The sequence below is a fragment of the Microbacterium sp. R1 genome, assembly GCF_015159725.1.
Taxonomy (GTDB): domain Bacteria; phylum Actinomycetota; class Actinomycetes; order Actinomycetales; family Microbacteriaceae; genus Microbacterium; species Microbacterium oxydans.
In genome coordinates, this window is record NZ_JADDUD010000001.1 from 1,894,008 (window position 1) to 1,910,812 (window position 16,805).

12 protein-coding genes and 1 tRNA gene are annotated in these 16,805 nt (G+C 67.3%); 2 read left to right on the plus strand and 11 right to left on the minus strand.

Features of this window, described 5'->3' with window-relative positions; genetic code table 11:
• Window positions 1-14: 14 nt before the first annotated feature.
• Window positions 15-2,648, minus strand: coding sequence for a DNA polymerase I (polA, locus tag ILP86_RS09340; protein WP_179516028.1), 2,634 nt, complete (start codon window positions 2,646-2,648; stop codon window positions 15-17).
• Window positions 2,649-2,693: 45 nt separating this feature from the next.
• Here polA and ILP86_RS09345 point away from each other — a divergent pair, with 45 nt between their 5' ends.
• Complete coding sequence (locus ILP86_RS09345; protein WP_193761816.1) at window positions 2,694-3,122, plus strand: hotdog fold thioesterase; 429 nt, start codon at window positions 2,694-2,696, stop codon at window positions 3,120-3,122.
• On the opposite strand, the gene ILP86_RS09350 is transcribed toward ILP86_RS09345, so the two are convergent.
• Window positions 3,097-3,672: a GNAT family N-acetyltransferase gene (locus tag ILP86_RS09350; protein WP_193761817.1), complete on the minus strand. Its 576-nt coding sequence runs from the start codon at window positions 3,670-3,672 to the stop codon at window positions 3,097-3,099. The two genes, ILP86_RS09345 and ILP86_RS09350, sit on opposite strands and share 26 nt — an antisense overlap.
• Window positions 3,673-3,674: 2 nt before the next feature.
• A complete protein-coding gene (locus ILP86_RS09355; protein WP_017830602.1) occupies window positions 3,675-4,295 on the minus strand; it encodes an ANTAR domain-containing response regulator in 621 nt (206 codons plus the stop codon).
• 101 nt (window positions 4,296-4,396) lie between these two features.
• Here ILP86_RS09355 and ILP86_RS09360 point away from each other — a divergent pair.
• A tRNA-Leu gene (locus ILP86_RS09360) sits at window positions 4,397-4,479 on the plus strand.
• A gap of 51 nt (window positions 4,480-4,530) precedes the next feature.
• Here ILP86_RS09360 and ILP86_RS09365 read toward each other — a convergent pair.
• The 8 genes from ILP86_RS09365 to trpC form a co-directional block, all read right to left on the minus strand.
• The gene (locus ILP86_RS09365; protein WP_308431901.1) at window positions 4,531-5,187 is read right to left on the minus strand and encodes an alpha/beta hydrolase; all 657 of its coding nucleotides are present in this window, start codon (window positions 5,185-5,187) and stop codon (window positions 4,531-4,533) included.
• Window positions 5,188-5,296: 109 nt separating this feature from the next.
• A complete protein-coding gene (pyk, locus tag ILP86_RS09370) occupies window positions 5,297-6,745 on the minus strand; it encodes a pyruvate kinase (RefSeq protein WP_193761818.1) in 1,449 nt (482 codons plus the stop codon).
• 58 nt (window positions 6,746-6,803) lie between these two features.
• Window positions 6,804-8,270: a glutamate synthase subunit beta gene (locus ILP86_RS09375; RefSeq protein ID WP_193761819.1), complete on the minus strand. Its 1,467-nt coding sequence runs from the start codon at window positions 8,268-8,270 to the stop codon at window positions 6,804-6,806.
• The gene (gltB, locus tag ILP86_RS09380) at window positions 8,263-12,786 is read right to left on the minus strand and encodes a glutamate synthase large subunit (RefSeq protein WP_193762012.1); all 4,524 of its coding nucleotides are present in this window, start codon (window positions 12,784-12,786) and stop codon (window positions 8,263-8,265) included. Before gltB ends, ILP86_RS09375 begins: the two co-directional genes overlap by 8 nt.
• A gap of 143 nt (window positions 12,787-12,929) precedes the next feature.
• Window positions 12,930-13,955: a prolipoprotein diacylglyceryl transferase gene (lgt, locus tag ILP86_RS09385; RefSeq protein WP_193761820.1), complete on the minus strand. Its 1,026-nt coding sequence runs from the start codon at window positions 13,953-13,955 to the stop codon at window positions 12,930-12,932.
• Window positions 13,956-13,965: 10 nt separating this feature from the next.
• Window positions 13,966-14,769 carry a tryptophan synthase subunit alpha gene (trpA, locus tag ILP86_RS09390; protein WP_046747123.1) on the minus strand — a complete coding sequence of 268 codons (804 nt, stop codon included), beginning with the start codon at window positions 14,767-14,769 and terminating at the stop codon, window positions 13,966-13,968.
• Window positions 14,766-16,034, minus strand: a complete 1,269-nt coding sequence (gene trpB / locus ILP86_RS09395) for a tryptophan synthase subunit beta (RefSeq protein WP_046747124.1) — start codon at window positions 16,032-16,034, stop codon at window positions 14,766-14,768. The genes trpA and trpB overlap by 4 nt, the downstream gene beginning before the upstream one ends.
• Window positions 16,034-16,804: an indole-3-glycerol phosphate synthase TrpC gene (gene trpC / locus ILP86_RS09400; protein WP_171010952.1), complete on the minus strand. Its 771-nt coding sequence runs from the start codon at window positions 16,802-16,804 to the stop codon at window positions 16,034-16,036. The genes trpB and trpC overlap by 1 nt, the downstream gene beginning before the upstream one ends.
• Window position 16,805: the final 1 nt, after the last annotated feature.

Consider the following 16,805-nt stretch of genomic DNA (forward strand, 5'->3'; position numbering starts at 1 on the left):
CCCACCGCCGGAGGTCAGTGCGCGGCTTCGTTCCAATCGCGACCCCGACCGACCTGCACATCGAGCGGCACGGACAGCTCGGCAGCATCGCCCATCCGCGCGCGGACGATCCGCTCCGTGGCGTCCCACTCCCCCGGCGCGACCTCGACCACGAGTTCGTCGTGGATCTGCAACAGCACCCGCGAGGAGAGGTTCTCGGACCGGAGGTCGTCGTGGATGTGCAGCAGCGCGATCTTCATGATGTCGGCGGCACTGCCCTGGATCGGAGCGTTGAGGGCGGCCCGCTCGGCGTTCTCGCGGAGCACGCGGTTCGGACTCGCGAGGTCGGGGAACGGTCGACGGCGGCCGAAGATGGTCTCGGTGTAGCCGACCTCCTTCGCCTTCATCACGGATGCACGCAGGTAGTCGCGCACGGCGCCGAACCGCGCGAAGTACTCGATCATGAGCTGCTTGGCCTCGGACTGCTCGATGCGCAGCTGCTTGGAGAGGCCGAACGCGGAGAGCCCATAGACCAGACCGTAGGACATCGCCTTGACCTTGGTGCGCATCGCCGCCGTGACATCGCTCGGCTCGACACCGAACACGCGCGCTCCGACGAAACGGTGCAGGTCTTCCCCGCTGTTGAAGGCCTCGATCAGCCCCTCGTCGCCGGAGAGGTGCGCCATGATGCGCATCTCGATCTGGGAGTAGTCAGCGGTGAGCAGAGCCTCATACCCTTGGCCCACCTCGAAAGCACTGCGGATGCGGCGTGACTCCTCGGTGCGCACCGGGATGTTCTGCAGGTTCGGGTCGGTGCTCGAGAGCCGTCCGGTCTGGCTTCCCGTCTGCACGTACGTGGTGTGCACACGGTGGTCGTCTCCGATCGCCGAATCGAGCGACTCGATGATCTGGCGCAGCTTCGTGGCCTCACGGTGCTGCAGCAGCAGGCTCAGGAACGGATGCGGGTTGCTCTCCTGCAGATCGGCGAGCACCGCAGCGTCGGTCGAGTAGCCGGTCTTGGTCTTGCGGGTCTTCGGCAGCTGCAGGTCTTCGAACAGCACCTCCTGCAGCTGCTTGGGCGAGCCGAGGTTGAACTCGCGGCCGACGACGGAGAACGCCTCCTGTGCGAGGCCCTCCGCTCGGGCCGCGAGCTCACCCGAGAAGGTCGACAGCACGTCGTGCGACACGGCGACACCCGCGACCTCCATGTCGGCGAGGGTGAGCAGCGTGGGCAGCTCGATGTCGTCGAGGACCTTCGCGACCGACTCCGGGATGTCCTCGCGGAGAGCATCGGCAACTCGCAGAGCGAACCACGCCTCCTGAGACGGCGTCGCACCCTCGGTCTCGGGGACGAGCTGGGAAGGATCGGCCTCGGGGAGCTTCTCCCCCAGGTAGCGCTCGACGAGGTCGGAGAGGGTCTTGTCGGGGAAGCTCGGTCGCAGCAGCCAGCCGGCCAGACTCGTGTCGTATGCGAGCCCGCGAAGGCGGATGCCCTGGCGGATCAGCGCCTTCACCTGCGGCTTCGCGTCGTGGAGCACCTTCGGTGCGTCGGACTCCAACCATCCGCGCAGAGCGCCCGCGGCCTCATCCGACCAATCGGCTTCACGTACTTCGGTCAGCGTGGCAACACCGATGCGTACGGGGACACCGCCCTGGGTCGTGACGCGGAGCGCGACATCGCCTTCCTGCGCCGCAGCCCAACTCGCGAGGTCGGCCGCAGGCGCCTCGACGGGCACCGGGAGCACCACGACGGAAGCAGGGTCGTCAGCGACGTCGCCGGCACCGACGGCCTCGAACACCCGCGGCAGCAGGGTGCGGAACTCGAGACGGGCGAAGATGTCGCGCACGGCCTGCGCATCGATCGGTGCGACGGCGAGGTCAGCCGGGCCCACCGGAAGCTCGACGTCGGTGAGCAGACGGTTGAGCTTGCGGTTGCGACGGACGTCTTCGATGTGGTCGCGGAGATTGCCTCCGACGACGCCCTTGATCTCGTCGGCGCGGGCGATCAGTTCATCGAGCGAGCCGAACTGCGTGAGCCATTTGACCGCCGTCTTCTCGCCGACCTTCGGCACGCCGGGCAGATTGTCGCTGGTCTCACCCACGAGCGCGGCGATATCCGGGTACTGCTCGGGTCGCACCCCGTAGCGCTCCTGAACGGTCGCCGGGTCGTAGCGTTTGAGTTGGGAGACCCCCTGCACCGATGGATACAGCAGCGTGACGTCTTCGTTGACGAGCTGGATGGTGTCGCGGTCTCCCGAGACGACGAGCACTTCGAAGCCCTGTTCGGCACCTTGGGACGCGAGGGTGGCGAGGATGTCGTCCGCCTCGATCCCCTCCTTCGTCAGGACCGGGATGGACATGGCGGCGAGGCAGTCCTGCAGCAGCGGGATCTGCCCCTTGAACTCCTGCGGCGACTCGGACCGCGTGGCCTTGTACTCGGGGTACTCATCGGTGCGGAAGGAGTGCCGCGAGGTGTCGAAGGCGATCGCGAGATGCGTCGGCTTCTCCGCCTTGATGAGGTTGACCAGCATCGACAGGAACCCGTAGATGCCGTTCGTGTGCTGCTTGTCCTTGGTCGTGAAGTTGTCGACCGGGAGCGCGAAGAAGGCGCGGTAGGCGAGCGAGTGGCCGTCGACGACCATGAGGGTAGGCTTTGCGGAGTCCGTCACCCTGTCAGCCTAACGAGGACGACGGACACCCGCTGAGGAGGATGCATGGGCGATGTCGCGATGAGCGAGGGACTCGACTGGGCGACGGCCCGGGGAATGGGCGCCCTCGCCGAGAAGATGGGCATGGAGTTCCTCGAGTTCAGCGTCGAGCGCTGCGTCGCGACGATGCCGGTCGAGGGCAACACCCAGCCCGTCGGACTCATGCACGGCGGGGCGTACGTCGTGCTCGGAGAGTCACTCGGCTCGATGGCTGCCAATCTGCACGCCGGTGCCGGAAGGCTCGCGGTCGGGGTGGACATCAATGCGACACACACGCGATCGGCGACCTCTGGTCTGGTCACCGGCGTCTGCACGCCCGTGCACCTGGGACGGAGCATCACGGTGCACGAGATCGTGGTGACTGACGATCAGGGTCGTCGTTGCTCGACCATCCGCATCACCAACATGATCAAGGACCTTCCCGCTGGGCGCTGAGCGGTTCCTCCAGCAGGCGCTGGAACAGCAGATGATCCTGCCACTCCCCCGCGATCAGGAGGTACTTCGGCGCCATCCCGATGCGCTCGAACCCGTTTCCGAGCAGCACCCGCTGTGAGCCGAGGTTGTGCAGCAGCGTGGCCGCCTGGAGTCGGTGCAGCCGCAGCTCGGTGCGGGAGTGCTCGATCACCCTCGCGACCGCGCGGCTCGCGAGCCCACGGTGCACGCGCGTCGCATCCACCCAGTAACCGAGGTCTGCGCTCCAGAACGCCCCACGGACGATGTTGTTGAGGTTCATCCGTCCGCGGATCTCACCATCGTCGGACTCGATCACGAAGCGGATGCCACGCCCTGCCGATGCGTCGACCAAACACTGCTGTGCATGCGCCTCCTGCGAGGCGACGGTGAAGAACGCCTCCGAGCGCGTCGGCTCCCACGGCGCGAGATGCCGGCGGTTCGCCAGATAGGCACGCGAAAGCGCGGCACCGTCGCCCAGGCGCACGGGCCTGAGGATGTGCTCGGAATCGAGCCGGAAGGATCCGGCGCTCACCGCTACTTCTTGGGAGCGAGCTGCTCGATGATCGCCTTCGCGACGTCCTGCATCGTGAGACGACGGTCCATGGAGGCCTTCTGGATCCAGCGGAAGGCCTCGGGCTCGCTCAGCCCCATCTTCTCGTTGAGCAGACCCTTGGCCCGGTCGACGAGTTTGCGGGTCTCGAAGCGCTCGACCATGTCGGCGACCTCTGCCTCGAGCGTGATGATCTGCTCGTGGCGGGCCAGCGCGATCTCGATCGCCGGAAGGAGGTCGTTCGGCGTGAACGGCTTCACGACGTAGGCGAGGGCGCCGGCCTCGCTGGCACGCTCGACGAGCTCCTTCTGGCTGAACGCCGTCAGGAGCACGACCGGGGCGATGTTGCCCTTGTGCAGCTTCTCGGCCGCGCTGATGCCGTCGAGCTGAGGCATCTTGACATCCATGATGACCAGGTCGGGGCGGAGCTCAGTGGCCAGAGCGACCGCGGTCTCCCCGTCACCGGCCTCGCCGACCACATCGAAGCCGTTGTCGCGGAGGATCTCGACGATGTCGAGACGGATCAGCGACTCATCTTCGGCGACGACGACGCGTCGGGGTGCGGATGACGTGGGCTGCTCAGCCTGCTCTTCTTGCTCTGTCACACACCCATCCTAGTGGAGTGCCCCTGTCTGCAGGCCTCAGGCGCTCGGCGCGGACGGTCGCGCCTCCTGCTCTGCGCTAAAGTCGTAGACGCGACACACGAGCCGGCGTGGCGGAATGGCAGACGCGGAGCACTCAAAATGCTTTGTCCGAAAGGGCGTGTGGGTTCGAGTCCCACCGCCGGCACCCAACATCGATCGAACGAACGCGCGAATTCCGGCGCGGGCGACTGATCGACTATTCCGCGAGGACCGCGAGCTCCGCCAGAACGCGTGGATGCGCGAGGATCCGGAAGTGCCCGCCCGTATCGAGGCGCACGTTCTTGGCGCCGGCCAGTTCGCTGCCTTCGGGGATATGAGGGTCGAACGCCGCGTACACCGAGACGATCCGCTCGTTCACCGTCACCTGCTGCGCCAGATCCACGATCGACGGGTCGCGCGGTGAGAACGCACGAAGCGTTCTGGAGAGCATCAACCGCGCATAGCGCGACCCGCCGAACGGTGCGGCGATCGCGAGCATCGACCGCACGCGCGTGCCCGCCGGACCGGTCATCACGGTCTTTCCCGCAAGGCCGCCCTTGCTGTGCGCGACGAGGATCACGTCTTCGAGCCCCCGCTCCTCGAGAAACGTCGCCACGACCGCGGCCATCTCAGCCACAGGACGCTCGTTCCGGTGGAGCGCGTCGACGATGTGCACCGGATGACCACGTTCATGCATCGCGACGACGAGCGGCTGCAGGAACCGCCAGGTCTCGTAGACGCCGGGGAGCACGACGATGTGTGCAGCATCCCCGGAGACGAAAGACGACGGATCGGTGCGGTCGAATGCCGCACGGACCTGCCAGTACCCCGCGTACGCGTAATCGGCTATCCACCATCGCGCGTTCCTCAGCACGCCGATGACGGCCTCCTTCGACGGCGATGCGTTTCCATGCCTGAAAGCTACCCGAAGCGGACGACAGAGGGGGCAGGACCGAAGTCCCACCCCCTCTGGATGACGTACGTCAGACGCCGGCCTTGTAGATCGGCGCGGCGCCGCGGATCGCATCGCCGACCTTGTGCACGCGAAGGTCGTTCGTGGATCCGACGATTCCGGGAGGGGAACCGGAGATCACGACGACCTTGTCCCCTTCTTCTGCCAGACCGTTGCCGAGCAGGTACTCATCGACCTGGTGGTACATCAGGTCGGTGTGCTGGACCATGTCGACCAGCGTCGAGCGGATACCCCACGTCAGCGCCATGCGGCGACGGATGCCGGGCTCCGGGGTGAAGGCGATCATCGGGATGCGCGAGCGCAGACGCGACAGGCGACGGGCGGAGTCACCGGACTGCGTGAAGACGCAGAGGAACTTCGCGTCGACGAACTCAGCGACCTCGAGCGCGGCGAGGGTGATCGCACCACCCTGCGTGCGGGGCTTGGTCGTGAGCGGCGCGATGCGCTCCAGGCCGTGCTCCTCAGTCGACTCGATGATGCGCGCCATGGTCTCGACCACGACGACCGGGTAGTCTCCCACGCTGGTCTCGCCCGAGAGCATCACAGCGTCGGCACCGTCGAGCACCGCATTCGCAACGTCAGACGTCTCGGCGCGGGTCGGCACCGGGCTGTTGATCATCGACTCGAGCATCTGCGTCGCGACGATGACCGGCTTCGCCATGCGGCGGGCGATCTCGACGGCGCGCTTCTGCACGATCGGGACGGCCTCGAGCGGCAGCTCGACACCCAGGTCGCCGCGGGCCACCATGATCGAGTCGAACGCGTCGATGATCTCCTCGAGCGCGTCGACCGCCTGCGGCTTCTCGACCTTGGCGATGACGGGGACGCGGACGCCCTCCTCCGCCATGATCTCGTGGACGCGGATGACATCGGCGGCGTTGCGCACGAAGGACAACGCGATCAGGTCGGCGCCGATGCGCAGACCCCAACGGAGGTCCTCCTCGTCCTTCTCGCTCAGCGCGGGGACGTTCACGGCGACGCCGGGCAGGTTGATGCCCTTGTTGTTCGAGACGGCACCGGCGACGATGACCTTGGTGGTGACCGTCACACCGTCGGTCTCGACGACCTCGACGCGGACCTTGCCGTCGTCGATGAGGAGGAAGTCACCGGGCTTGACGTCCTGCGGGAGTCCCTTGAACGTCGTTCCGGAGATCTCCTTGTTGCCGATGATGTCCTCGGTGGTGATCTTGAAGATGTCGCCCTTGGCGAGTTCGTAGGGTCCGCCCTCGAACTTGCCGAGACGGATCTTCGGACCCTGCAGGTCGACGAGGATCGCGACGGGGCGACCAGCGTCCTCAGCGGCACGGCGCACGTTGGCGTAGTTGTTCTCGTGCACGGAGTAGTCACCGTGGCTGAGGTTCAGTCGGGCGACGTCCACGCCCGCATCGATCAGTGCGCGCACCGTCTCATAGGTGGAGGTGGCGGGGCCCAGGGTGGCGACGATTTTCGCGCGTCTCAAAGATTGCTCCAGGGTAGAAGTGGGGGATGGTGAATCAGGCGACGGTGCCGGCCTCAGCCTACGCGGGCTGGAGTCCGATCGCGACATCGCTCGGACGCACCGGCTCCGGGAGCACGGTGGTGCCCATCAGGAACCGGTCGACGTTGGCCGCGGCTGCACGCCCCTCGGCGATGGCCCACACGATGAGCGACTGTCCACGGCCGGCGTCGCCGGCGACGAACACGCCCGGCACCGTCGACTCGTAGGAGGAGTCGCGCCGGAACGCACCCCGATCGGTCACCTGGGGAAGCGTCTCCTCGGTGTAGCCGTCCTGCTCCGGTCCGGTGAAGCCCATGGCGATCAGGATGAGATCGGCCGGGATCTCCCGCTCAGTGCCGCTCTTGGGCACACGCCGACCATCGACGAACTCCGTCTCCGCCACGCGCAGTGCACGGACCTCGCCGACGTCGTTGCCGAGGAACTCGACGGTGGAGGCGAGGAACACACGCTCTCCGCCCTCTTCGTGAGCGGAGGAGACCTCGAACAGGGTCGGCATCATCGGCCACGGCTGGTGGTCGGGACGGGTGTCGCCCGGCTGCTTGCCGATCGCGAGGTTGGTGACGCTGAGTGCGCCCTGCCGGTGCGCGGTTCCGATGCAGTCCGCACCCGTGTCGCCACCGCCGATCACGATGACGTGCTTGCCCTCGGCGCTGATCTGATCCGTGACCTTGTCGCCCGCCACCGCGTGGTTCGACTCGACGAGGTACTCCATGGCGAAATGGACGCCGTCCAGGTCGCGGCCGGGGATCGCGAGGTCACGCGGAACCGTGGAGCCTGTGGCGATCACCACCGCGTCGTACCGGGCGCGCAGGTCCGGCCAGGAGATGTCCTTGCCGATCTCGACGCCGGCGCGGAAGCGGGTGCCTTCCTCCTGCATCTGGCGAAGGCGGGACTCGAGCTGCGTCTTCTCCATCTTGAAGTCGGGGATGCCGTAGCGCAGCAGTCCGCCGATGCGGTCGTCACGCTCGAAGACCGCGACGGTGTGCCCGGCACGGGTGAGCTGCTGGGCAGCGGCAAGCCCCGCAGGACCGGAACCGACCACCGCGACCGTCTTGCCCGTCAGCCGCTCCGGCGGCTCCGGCTCGACCCAGCCCTTCGAGAAGGCCTCGTCGATGATCGAGACCTCGATCTGCTTGATCGTCACAGCCGGCTGGTTGATACCGAGCACGCACGAGCTCTCGCACGGCGCAGGGCAGAGCCGCCCCGTGAACTCCGGGAAGTTGTTCGTCGCGTGCAGGCGCTCGATCGCCGCGCGACCCTCGCCTCGCCACGTCAAGTCGTTCCACTCCGGGATCAGGTTGCCGAGCGGGCACCCCTGATGGCAGAACGGCACGCCGCAGTCCATGCAGCGCCCTGCCTGACGGCGCAGGACCTGCTTGTCGCCGGGCTCATAGACCTCTTTCCAGTCCATGATGCGCACGGGAACGGGACGACGCGGGGGAAGCTCCCGCTCGGTCACCTTCAGAAAGCCTTTGGGGTCAGCCACCGGTCACCTCCAGGATGCGGTTCCACACGATGTCGCCGTCGGGGTCGATCCCCTCGGCCAGCGCCTCCTCGCGCATGCTCCGCACGGCGGCGAAGTCACGAGGGAGCACCTTCACGAACTCTGCGGCGGCCGCCTCGAAGTTCTCGAGAAGACCCGCGGCCCGCGGCGACGCGGTGCGCTCGACGTGCGCGACCAGCAGGCTCCGCAGCACTTCGAGATCCGCGCGGTCGAGCGACTCGAGGAGCAGCTCGCCGCTCCCGAGCGACTGCGCGTTCACCTTGCTGGTGTCGAGGGCGTGCACGTAGGCCACTCCCCCGGACATCCCCGCGCCGAAGTTCCGCCCGGTCGAGCCGAGGATCACCGCGAGCCCACCGGTCATGTACTCCAGAGCGTGGTCGCCCACGCCCTCGACCACGGCGGTCGCACCCGAGTTGCGGACGAGGAAACGCTCGCCGACGACGCCCGAGATGAACATCGTCCCCGAGGTCGCGCCGTAGCCGATCACGTTGCCGGCGATCACGTTCTCGTGCGGCGCGATCTTGGAGCCTCGCGGCGGACGGATCGTGATGTCGCCGCCGGAGAGCCCCTTGCCGACGTAGTCGTTGGCATCGCCCTCGAGCCGCAGGACGATACCCGGCGGCAGGAACGCCCCGAGCGACTGACCGGCGGTGCCGTGCAGAGTCACGTCGATGGTGCCCTGCGGCAGACCGGCTGCTCCGTGCCGTGACGTCACCTGATGACCGAGCATGGTTCCGACCGCACGTTCGGTGTTGGCGATGGGCAGCTCGACCACGACGGGCTCGCCGTTGAGCAGAGCGCCCTTCGCGATGTCGATCAGCTTCACGTCGAAGTGCTTCTCGAGCTCGTGGTCCTGGGTGCGTGCGCTGCGACGCGGTTCGCCAGCCGGGAACACCGGGCCTTCCAGCACCGGAGTGAGGTCGAGCCCCTCGGCCTTCCAGTGCTCGACCGCGGCGTTGACCTCGATGAGGTCGGCACGGCCGACGATCTCGTCGATCGAGCGGTAGCCGAGCTCGGCGAGGAGCTCACGCACCTCTTCGGCGATGAACTCCATGAAGTTCACGACGAACTCGGGCTTGCCCGTGAACCGCTCGCGCAGAACCGGGTTCTGCGTGGCGACACCGACGGGGCACGTGTCCAGGTGGCAGACGCGCATCATGATGCAGCCGCTGACGACGAGCGGAGCGGTGGCGAAGCCGAACTCCTCCGCGCCGAGCAGCGCACCGATGATGACGTCGCGGCCGGTCTTGAGCTGGCCGTCGACCTGCACCACGACGCGATCCCGCATGCCGTTGAGCATGAGCGTCTGCTGCGTCTCCGCGAGGCCGAGCTCCCACGGTGTGCCCGCGTGCTTCAGCGAGTTCAACGGGCTCGCACCTGTTCCACCGTCGTGACCCGAGACCAGGATCACGTCGCTCAGCGCCTTCGCGACACCGGCCGACACCGCGCCGATGCCCGACTGGCTCACCAGCTTGGTGTGGATGCGGGCCTCGGGGTTCGCCCTCTTCAGGTCGAAGATCAGCTGCTTCAGGTCTTCGATCGAGTAGATGTCGTGATGCGGCGGCGGGGAGATCAGTCCCACACCGGCGGTGGCGTGACGGGTACGCGCGACCCAGGGGTACACCTTGGTCGGCGGCAGCTGGCCTCCCTCGCCGGGCTTGGCACCCTGGGCGAGCTTGATCTGGATGTCGTCCGCCTCGGTGAGGTACAGGCTCGTCACCCCGAACCGCCCCGACGCGACCTGCTTGATCGAGCTGCGACGCTCGGGGTCGACCAGGCGGTCCGGATCCTCGCCGCCCTCACCGGTGTTCGACTTCGCGCCGATGCTGTTCATCGCGACGGCGAGCGTCTCGTGCGCCTCCTTGGAGATGGAGCCGTAGCTCATCGCCCCCGTGGAGAAGCGCTTGACGATGGCGGAGACGGGCTCCACCTCGTCCAGCGGCACGGGCTTGCGAGTGCCGGTGCGCAGCGTGAACAGTCCGCGCAGGGTCTTCAGCTCGGCGGCCTGCTCATCGACGAGCTTCGTGTACTCGCGGAAGATGTCGTAACGTCGCGTCCGCGTCGAATGCTGCAGCTTGAACACCGTCTCCGGATTGAAAAGGTGCGGAGAGCCGTCGCGGCGCCACTGGTACTCGCCGCCCGTCCAGAGCCTCTCGTGCGCACGTGCTGCCGCATCCTCCGGATAGGCGTAGTCGTGGCGCGCCTGGTTCTCGGCGAAGATCTCCTCGATGCCGATGCCGCCGAGCTTCGACTCGGTGCGCGTGAAGTACGCGTCGATGAACTCCTGGCTGAGGCCGACCGCCTCGAACACCTGAGCACCGGCATAGGACGACACGGTGGAGATGCCCATCTTCGACATGATCTTCAACACGCCCTTGCCGAGCGCGTAGATCAGGTTCTTGACGGCCTTCTCGGTCGTGATGCCCGTGATGTAGCCGGTGCGCACGAGGTGCTCTACCGTCTCCATCGCGAGGTACGGGTTGACGGCGGAGGCACCGTAGCCGATCAGGGTCGCGACATGATGCACTTCGCGGACGTCTCCGGCTTCGACGATGAGACCGACCTTCATGCGGTTCTCGCGCCGGATGAGGTGGTGGTGGATCGCCGAGACCATGAGCAGTGACGGGATCGGTGTCAGATCCTTGTTCGAGTCACGGTCCGACAGGATGATGAACTCGGCACCGTTCTCGATGGCCTCGTCCACCTCGGCGCACATCTCGGTGAGCCGGTCGGCGAGCGTCTGGGGGCCGGCGTCGAAGTGGTAGAGGCCGCGGATCGTCGCGCTCGATCGACCGGGCATGGCCTTGTCGATGTGGCGGATCTTCGCGAGCTCGTCGTTGTCGATCACCGGGAAGTCCAGAGACACCGTACGCGTGTGCTCCGGCCCCCAGGTGAGCAGGTTGCTCTCCGGCCCGAGGCCCAGCTTGAGGCTCGTGACGACCTCTTCGCGGATCGAGTCGAGCGGCGGGTTGGTCACCTGGGCGAACTGCTGGGTGAAGTAGTCGAACAGCAACCGCGGACGCTTGCTGAGCACGGCGATCGGCGTGTCAGAGCCCATCGCGCCGAGCGGCTCGACACCGGTCTGACCCATCGGGGTGAGGAGGATGCGGACCTCTTCCTCGGTGTAGCCGAAGGTCCGCTGACGACGGGTGATCGACGCCGGCGGGTGCACGATGTGCTCACGCTCGGGAAGCTCGGCAAGACGCACGGCGCCGGCGTCGAGCCACTCCTGCCACGGGTGCATCGTGGCGAGATCGTGCTTGAGCTCGCTGTCCTCGATGATCCGACGCTGCGACGTGTCGACCAGGAACATCTTGCCCGGCTGCAGGCGGCCGCGACGCTTGATGCGCTCCGGTTCGAACTGGAGAACGCCGGTCTCGGATCCGATGACGACCAGTCCGTCGGTCGTCTCCGTCCAGCGTCCAGGACGCAGACCGTTGCGGTCGAGCGTCGCGCCGACGAGGGTCCCGTCCGTGAAGATGAGAGCGGCCGGTCCGTCCCACGGCTCCATCTGGTTGGAGTGGTACTCGTAGAACGAGCGGAGCTCCGGAGAGATGTCGGCCTGCTTCTCGTACGCTTCCGGCACCATCATCATGATCGCGTGCGGCAGGCTGCGCCCGGTCAGCGTGAGCAGCTCGAGCACCTCGTCGAACGAGGCGGAGTCGCTGGCGCCGTCGGTGCAGATGGGAAGCAGCGGCGTGATGTCGCCGAGGAGCTCGGATTCCAGCTGCGATTGGCGGGCGCGCATCCAGTTGCGGTTGCCGCCGACGGTGTTGATCTCGCCGTTGTGGGCGAGCATGCGCAGCGGCTGCGCGAGCGGCCACGACGGGAAGGTGTTCGTGGAGTAGCGGGAGTGCACCACGGCGAGCTCCGAGGCGAAGCGCTCGTCCTGCAGGTCGGGATAGAACGGCTCGAGCTGCAGGGTGGTGACCATGCCCTTGTACCCGAGGGTGCGGGCGGAGAGCGAGACGAAGTAGGCACCGAGTTCGTGACCGGCGCGCTTGCGCAGACGGTAGGCGACGCGGTCGAGCGCGATGCCCGTGAGGGGCGCATCGGAGTGCGTCGCTCCGCCCGCGCTGACGAAGAGCTGCTCGAACGCGGGACGCGCCTCATCGGCGAGCTTGCCTAGGTTCTCGTTGGCCGTGGGCACCTCACGCCAGCCGAGGACGCGAAGCCCCTCGGAACGGGCGATCTTCTCGATGCCGGCCTTCTGCTGGCGGCGCTCGCTGGAATCGCGAGGCAGGAACGCCAGTCCTGCGGCGTACTCCCCCACCGGCGGCAGTTCGAACCCGACCACGGCGCGGAGGAACGCATCGGGCATCGGCGTCAGGATGCCGGCGCCGTCCCCGGTGCCCGCATCCGAGCCGATGGCTCCGCGGTGCTCCAGGTTGCGCAGGGCCTCGAGGGCCAACGCGATGATGTCATGCCCGGCTTCGCCGCGCAGGGTCGCGACCATGGCGAGGCCGCAGGCGTCCTTCTCGAACGCCGGGTTGTACATGCCCTGCTTCGGGGGGTATGCGCCGGAGGCGCCGTAAGGGGGCTGGAAGTACACCAGTTACCGTCCTCAGATCTTCGAGTGAAACCCGGGGACGACGTCGGCCCGCTCGTTCAGTGCAATGGTTCTCCCGCTACGAGGCGGCGTTATCGAGAGCCGTCCTCGCTCGTGGGAGCAGTGCTTGTGGCGGTGGCTCCTGCGGTGACTTCTTCGGCCGGAGGCTCGCTCACGTCTACGAAGTCAGAGGTATTGTTCTGCGATTGTACAACAGCGTCCGGGTCGGTCCGTTCGCGACCGGGCTGGTACGGCGACGGCTCCAGTCCGGGGTGACGACGCGTCTGCACGATGAGGATCGCGACACCGATGAGCACGCCGATGATGGCCGCGAGGACGTTGCTGCGCAGGCCCAGGATGATCTCGCTCGGATCGATGCGGATCGACTCCCAGAGGATGCGACCGGCGCTGTACCAGATCAGGTAGATCGCGAAGAGGCGACCCCACTGGAAGAAGAGCTTGCGACCGAGCCACAGCAGGACGATGACGCCGAGACCGTTCCAGATCACCTCGTACAGGAAGGTGGGGTGGAACAGCGTGCCCTCGGGAAGTCCAGGGGGGAAGGCCGAGTTGGTGGACGGGATCTCCAGACCCCAGGGCAGATCGGTGGGAAGCCCGAAGAGTTCGTTGTTGAACCAGTTGCCGAAGCGACCCATGGCCTGTGCCAGCAGCAGACCGGGTGCCAGCGCGTCGGCGAACGTCCAGAAGCGGATGCCTGTCCAGCGGCACCCGAGGTACGCGCCGATGGCACCGCCGATGAGCGCGCCGAAGATCGCGATGCCGCCCTCCCAGATGGCCCAGACGGAGCCTGGCTGGAACGGGTTCCAGGTGTTGATACCCTCGCCGAAGTAGTCGTTCGGGTGGGTGAGCACGTGGAAGATGCGCGCGCCGATGATCGCCAGCGGCACTGCGAGGATCGAGATGTCGATCACGACCCACGGCTCCGCTCCACGCTTGGTGAGGCGGTGGTTGGTCAGGAACGTCGCGGCGATGATGCCGGCGATGATGCACAGCGCGTAGAAGTGGATCCGGATCGGCCCGAGGTCGAAATACGAGACCGTGGGGCTCGGGATGCTGGCGAGCACGTTCGTGAAGGTGCTGTGGAGCGCGAGTGACATGAGTGCGATTCTAGTTCTCGTGATCGGGGCGTGCCGACGAGGTGCCGGAGGCCAGGTTTCGGGTGACTTCTGCGAGGGCCGGTACTCCGCCGTCACGCAGAGCGCGGACGAGCGCCGTGCCGACGATGGCGCCGTCGGCGTACTCGGAGACTCCGGCGATCTGCTCGGCGGTGGAGATGCCGATTCCGACGCAGGCGCGGTGAGCTCCGTGCGCCCGCAGGCGCCCGACGAGGGTGCGGGCAGCGCGGTCGAGTTCGGCGCGCTCCCCCGTGATGCCCATCGTCGAGACCGTGTACACGAACCCCGTGGAGGACTTCACCACCAGGTCGAGTCGTTCATCGGAGGAGGTCGGCGCCGCCAGGAACACCCGGTCGAGGCCGGTCCGCTCGCTGGCTGCGATCCACTCCCCTGCCGCGTCCGGCGTGATGTCCGGCGTGATGAGCCCGGCACCGCCCGCGGCGAGCAGGTCATCCGCGTAGCGATCGATGCCGTACTGCAGAACAGGGTTCCAGTAGGTCATCACGAGCACGGGGACATCGGTGGCCGCCGTGATGGCGCGGATCGCCGTGAAGAGGTCGGCCATCCGGAAACCCGCAGCCAGAGCCTTGGTGGTCGCCTCCTGGATGATCGCGCCGTCCATCACCGGGTCGCTGTACGGCGGTCCCAGCTCGATGATGTCGACGCCGTTCTCGGCCAGGGCGATGGCTGCCTGGATGCTCGTCTCGAGATCGGGGAAGCCGACGGGCAGGTACCCGACGAAGGCGCTGCGGCCGGCGTCCTGCGCACGCTGGATGGCTTGTTCGACGCGGCTCACAGCTGCGGTTCCCCCTTCGCGATGCGTTCTTCCTCTTCGCTCTCCTGCTCGACGTCGTGGGCCAGAGCGGCCTCGTCGTAGAGCTGGAAGTAGCGGGCCGCGGTGTCCATGTCCTTGTCGCCGCGACCGGACAGGCAGACGGCGATCAAGCCGTCGGGACCGAGCTCGCGACCGATGCGCAGTGCCCCGGCGAGGGCGTGTGCCGATTCGATGGCGGGGATGATCCCCTCGGTCCGGCTGAGCAGACGCAACGCCTGCATCGCCTCGTCGTCGGTCGCCGGGATGTACTCGGCGCGACCGATGTCGGCGAGCCAGGAGTGCTCGGGGCCGACACCGGGGTAGTCGAGACCGGCCGAGATGGAGTGGGACTCGATCGTCTGGCCGTCGGCATCCTGGAGGACGTAGGTCTTCGCACCGTGGAGCACGCCAGGGCGGCCGCGCTCGATCGATGCCGCGTGCTTCTCGGTGTCGACGCCGTCGCCGGCGGCCTCGACCCCGTAGAGTCGGACACCCTCGTCGTCGAGGAACGCGTCGAACATGCCGATCGCATTGGAGCCTCCGCCGACGCATGCCATGACCGCATCGGGAAGCCGTCCCACTTCGTCGAGCAGCTGCGCGCGGGCCTCTTCGCCGATGATCTTCTGGAAGTCGCGGACCATCGCCGGGAACGGGTGCGGACCCGCCGCCGTGCCGAAGATGTAGTTGGTGGTCTCCACCGAAGCGACCCAGTCGCGATAGGCGTCGTTGATCGCGTCCTTGAGCGTGCGCGAGCCGGAGGTCACCGGGACCACCTCGGCGCCGAGGAGGCGCATGCGAGCCACGTTGAGCGCCTGCCGTTCGGTGTCGACCTCGCCCATGTAGATGGTGCAGTCCAGACCGAACAGCGCTGCCGCCGTCGCCGTCGCCACGCCGTGCTGTCCGGCACCGGTCTCCGCGATCACGCGGGTCTTGCCGAGGCGCTTGGTGAGCAGAGCCTGGCCGAGCACGTTGTTGATCTTGTGGGACCCGGTGTGGTTGAGGTCTTCGCGCTTGAGGAAGATGCGCGCACCGCCGGCATGTTCGGCGAATCTCGGGACCTCGGTGATCGCGGAGGGGCGCCCGGCATAGGAGCTGAGCAGATGCGCGAGCTCGTCGCGGAACGACGGGTCGACGATCGCGGCCTCGTAGGCCACCGTGAGCTCATCGATCGCCGCGATGAGCGACTCGGGCATGTACCGCCCGCCGAACTCGCCGAAGAAGGGGCCGTGCTGGTCGCGCAGGCTCATCATGCCTCCAGGAAACTCTTGAGGGTGGCGACGGGGTCGCCGGTCACGAGCGCCTCGCCGATCAGCACGACGTCGGCGCCCGCGGAACGGTAGTGCACGACGTCAGCGGGAGTGAGCACCGCCGACTCCGCGATCTTGACCGCCGTGTCGGGGATGCGCTCGACCAGGCGCCCGAACAGGTCACGATCGAGTTCGAGGGTCTTCAGGTCCCGCGCGTTGACGCCGATCAGGGGGGCGCCGAGGTCGACCGCGGCTTCGAGCTCGTCAGCGGAATGCGTCTCGACGAGCGGCGTCATGCCCAGCTCGCCGATGAAGCCGAAGAGATCACGCAGCACGTCGGGCTCGAGGCCGGCGACGATGAGCAGGACGAGATCGGCGCCGGCTGCACGCGCCTCGAGCACCTGGTAGCGGGACGCGATGAAGTCCTTGCGCAGCACGGGGAGCGAGACCCGCGCCGTGACCGCCTCGAGGTCGGCGAGGCTGCCACCGAAACGACGCTCCTCCGTGAGCACGCTGATCGCGGACGCACCGCCCGTCTCATACAGCGATGCCTGAAGAGCCGGGTCGGGGATGTCGGCGAGTGCGCCTCTCGAGGGACTCGCACGCTTGACCTCGGCGATGATCTTCACGCGATCCGCAGGGGCGAGGAACGAGAGTGCGTCCTTCGCTGCGGGACGGGCGAGAGCGTCCCGCTCGAGGGCGGCCAGCGGTCGCGACAGGGCGCGACGCTCGGCGTCTGCGACAGCGCCGGCCGTCAGGTCGGCGAGCACC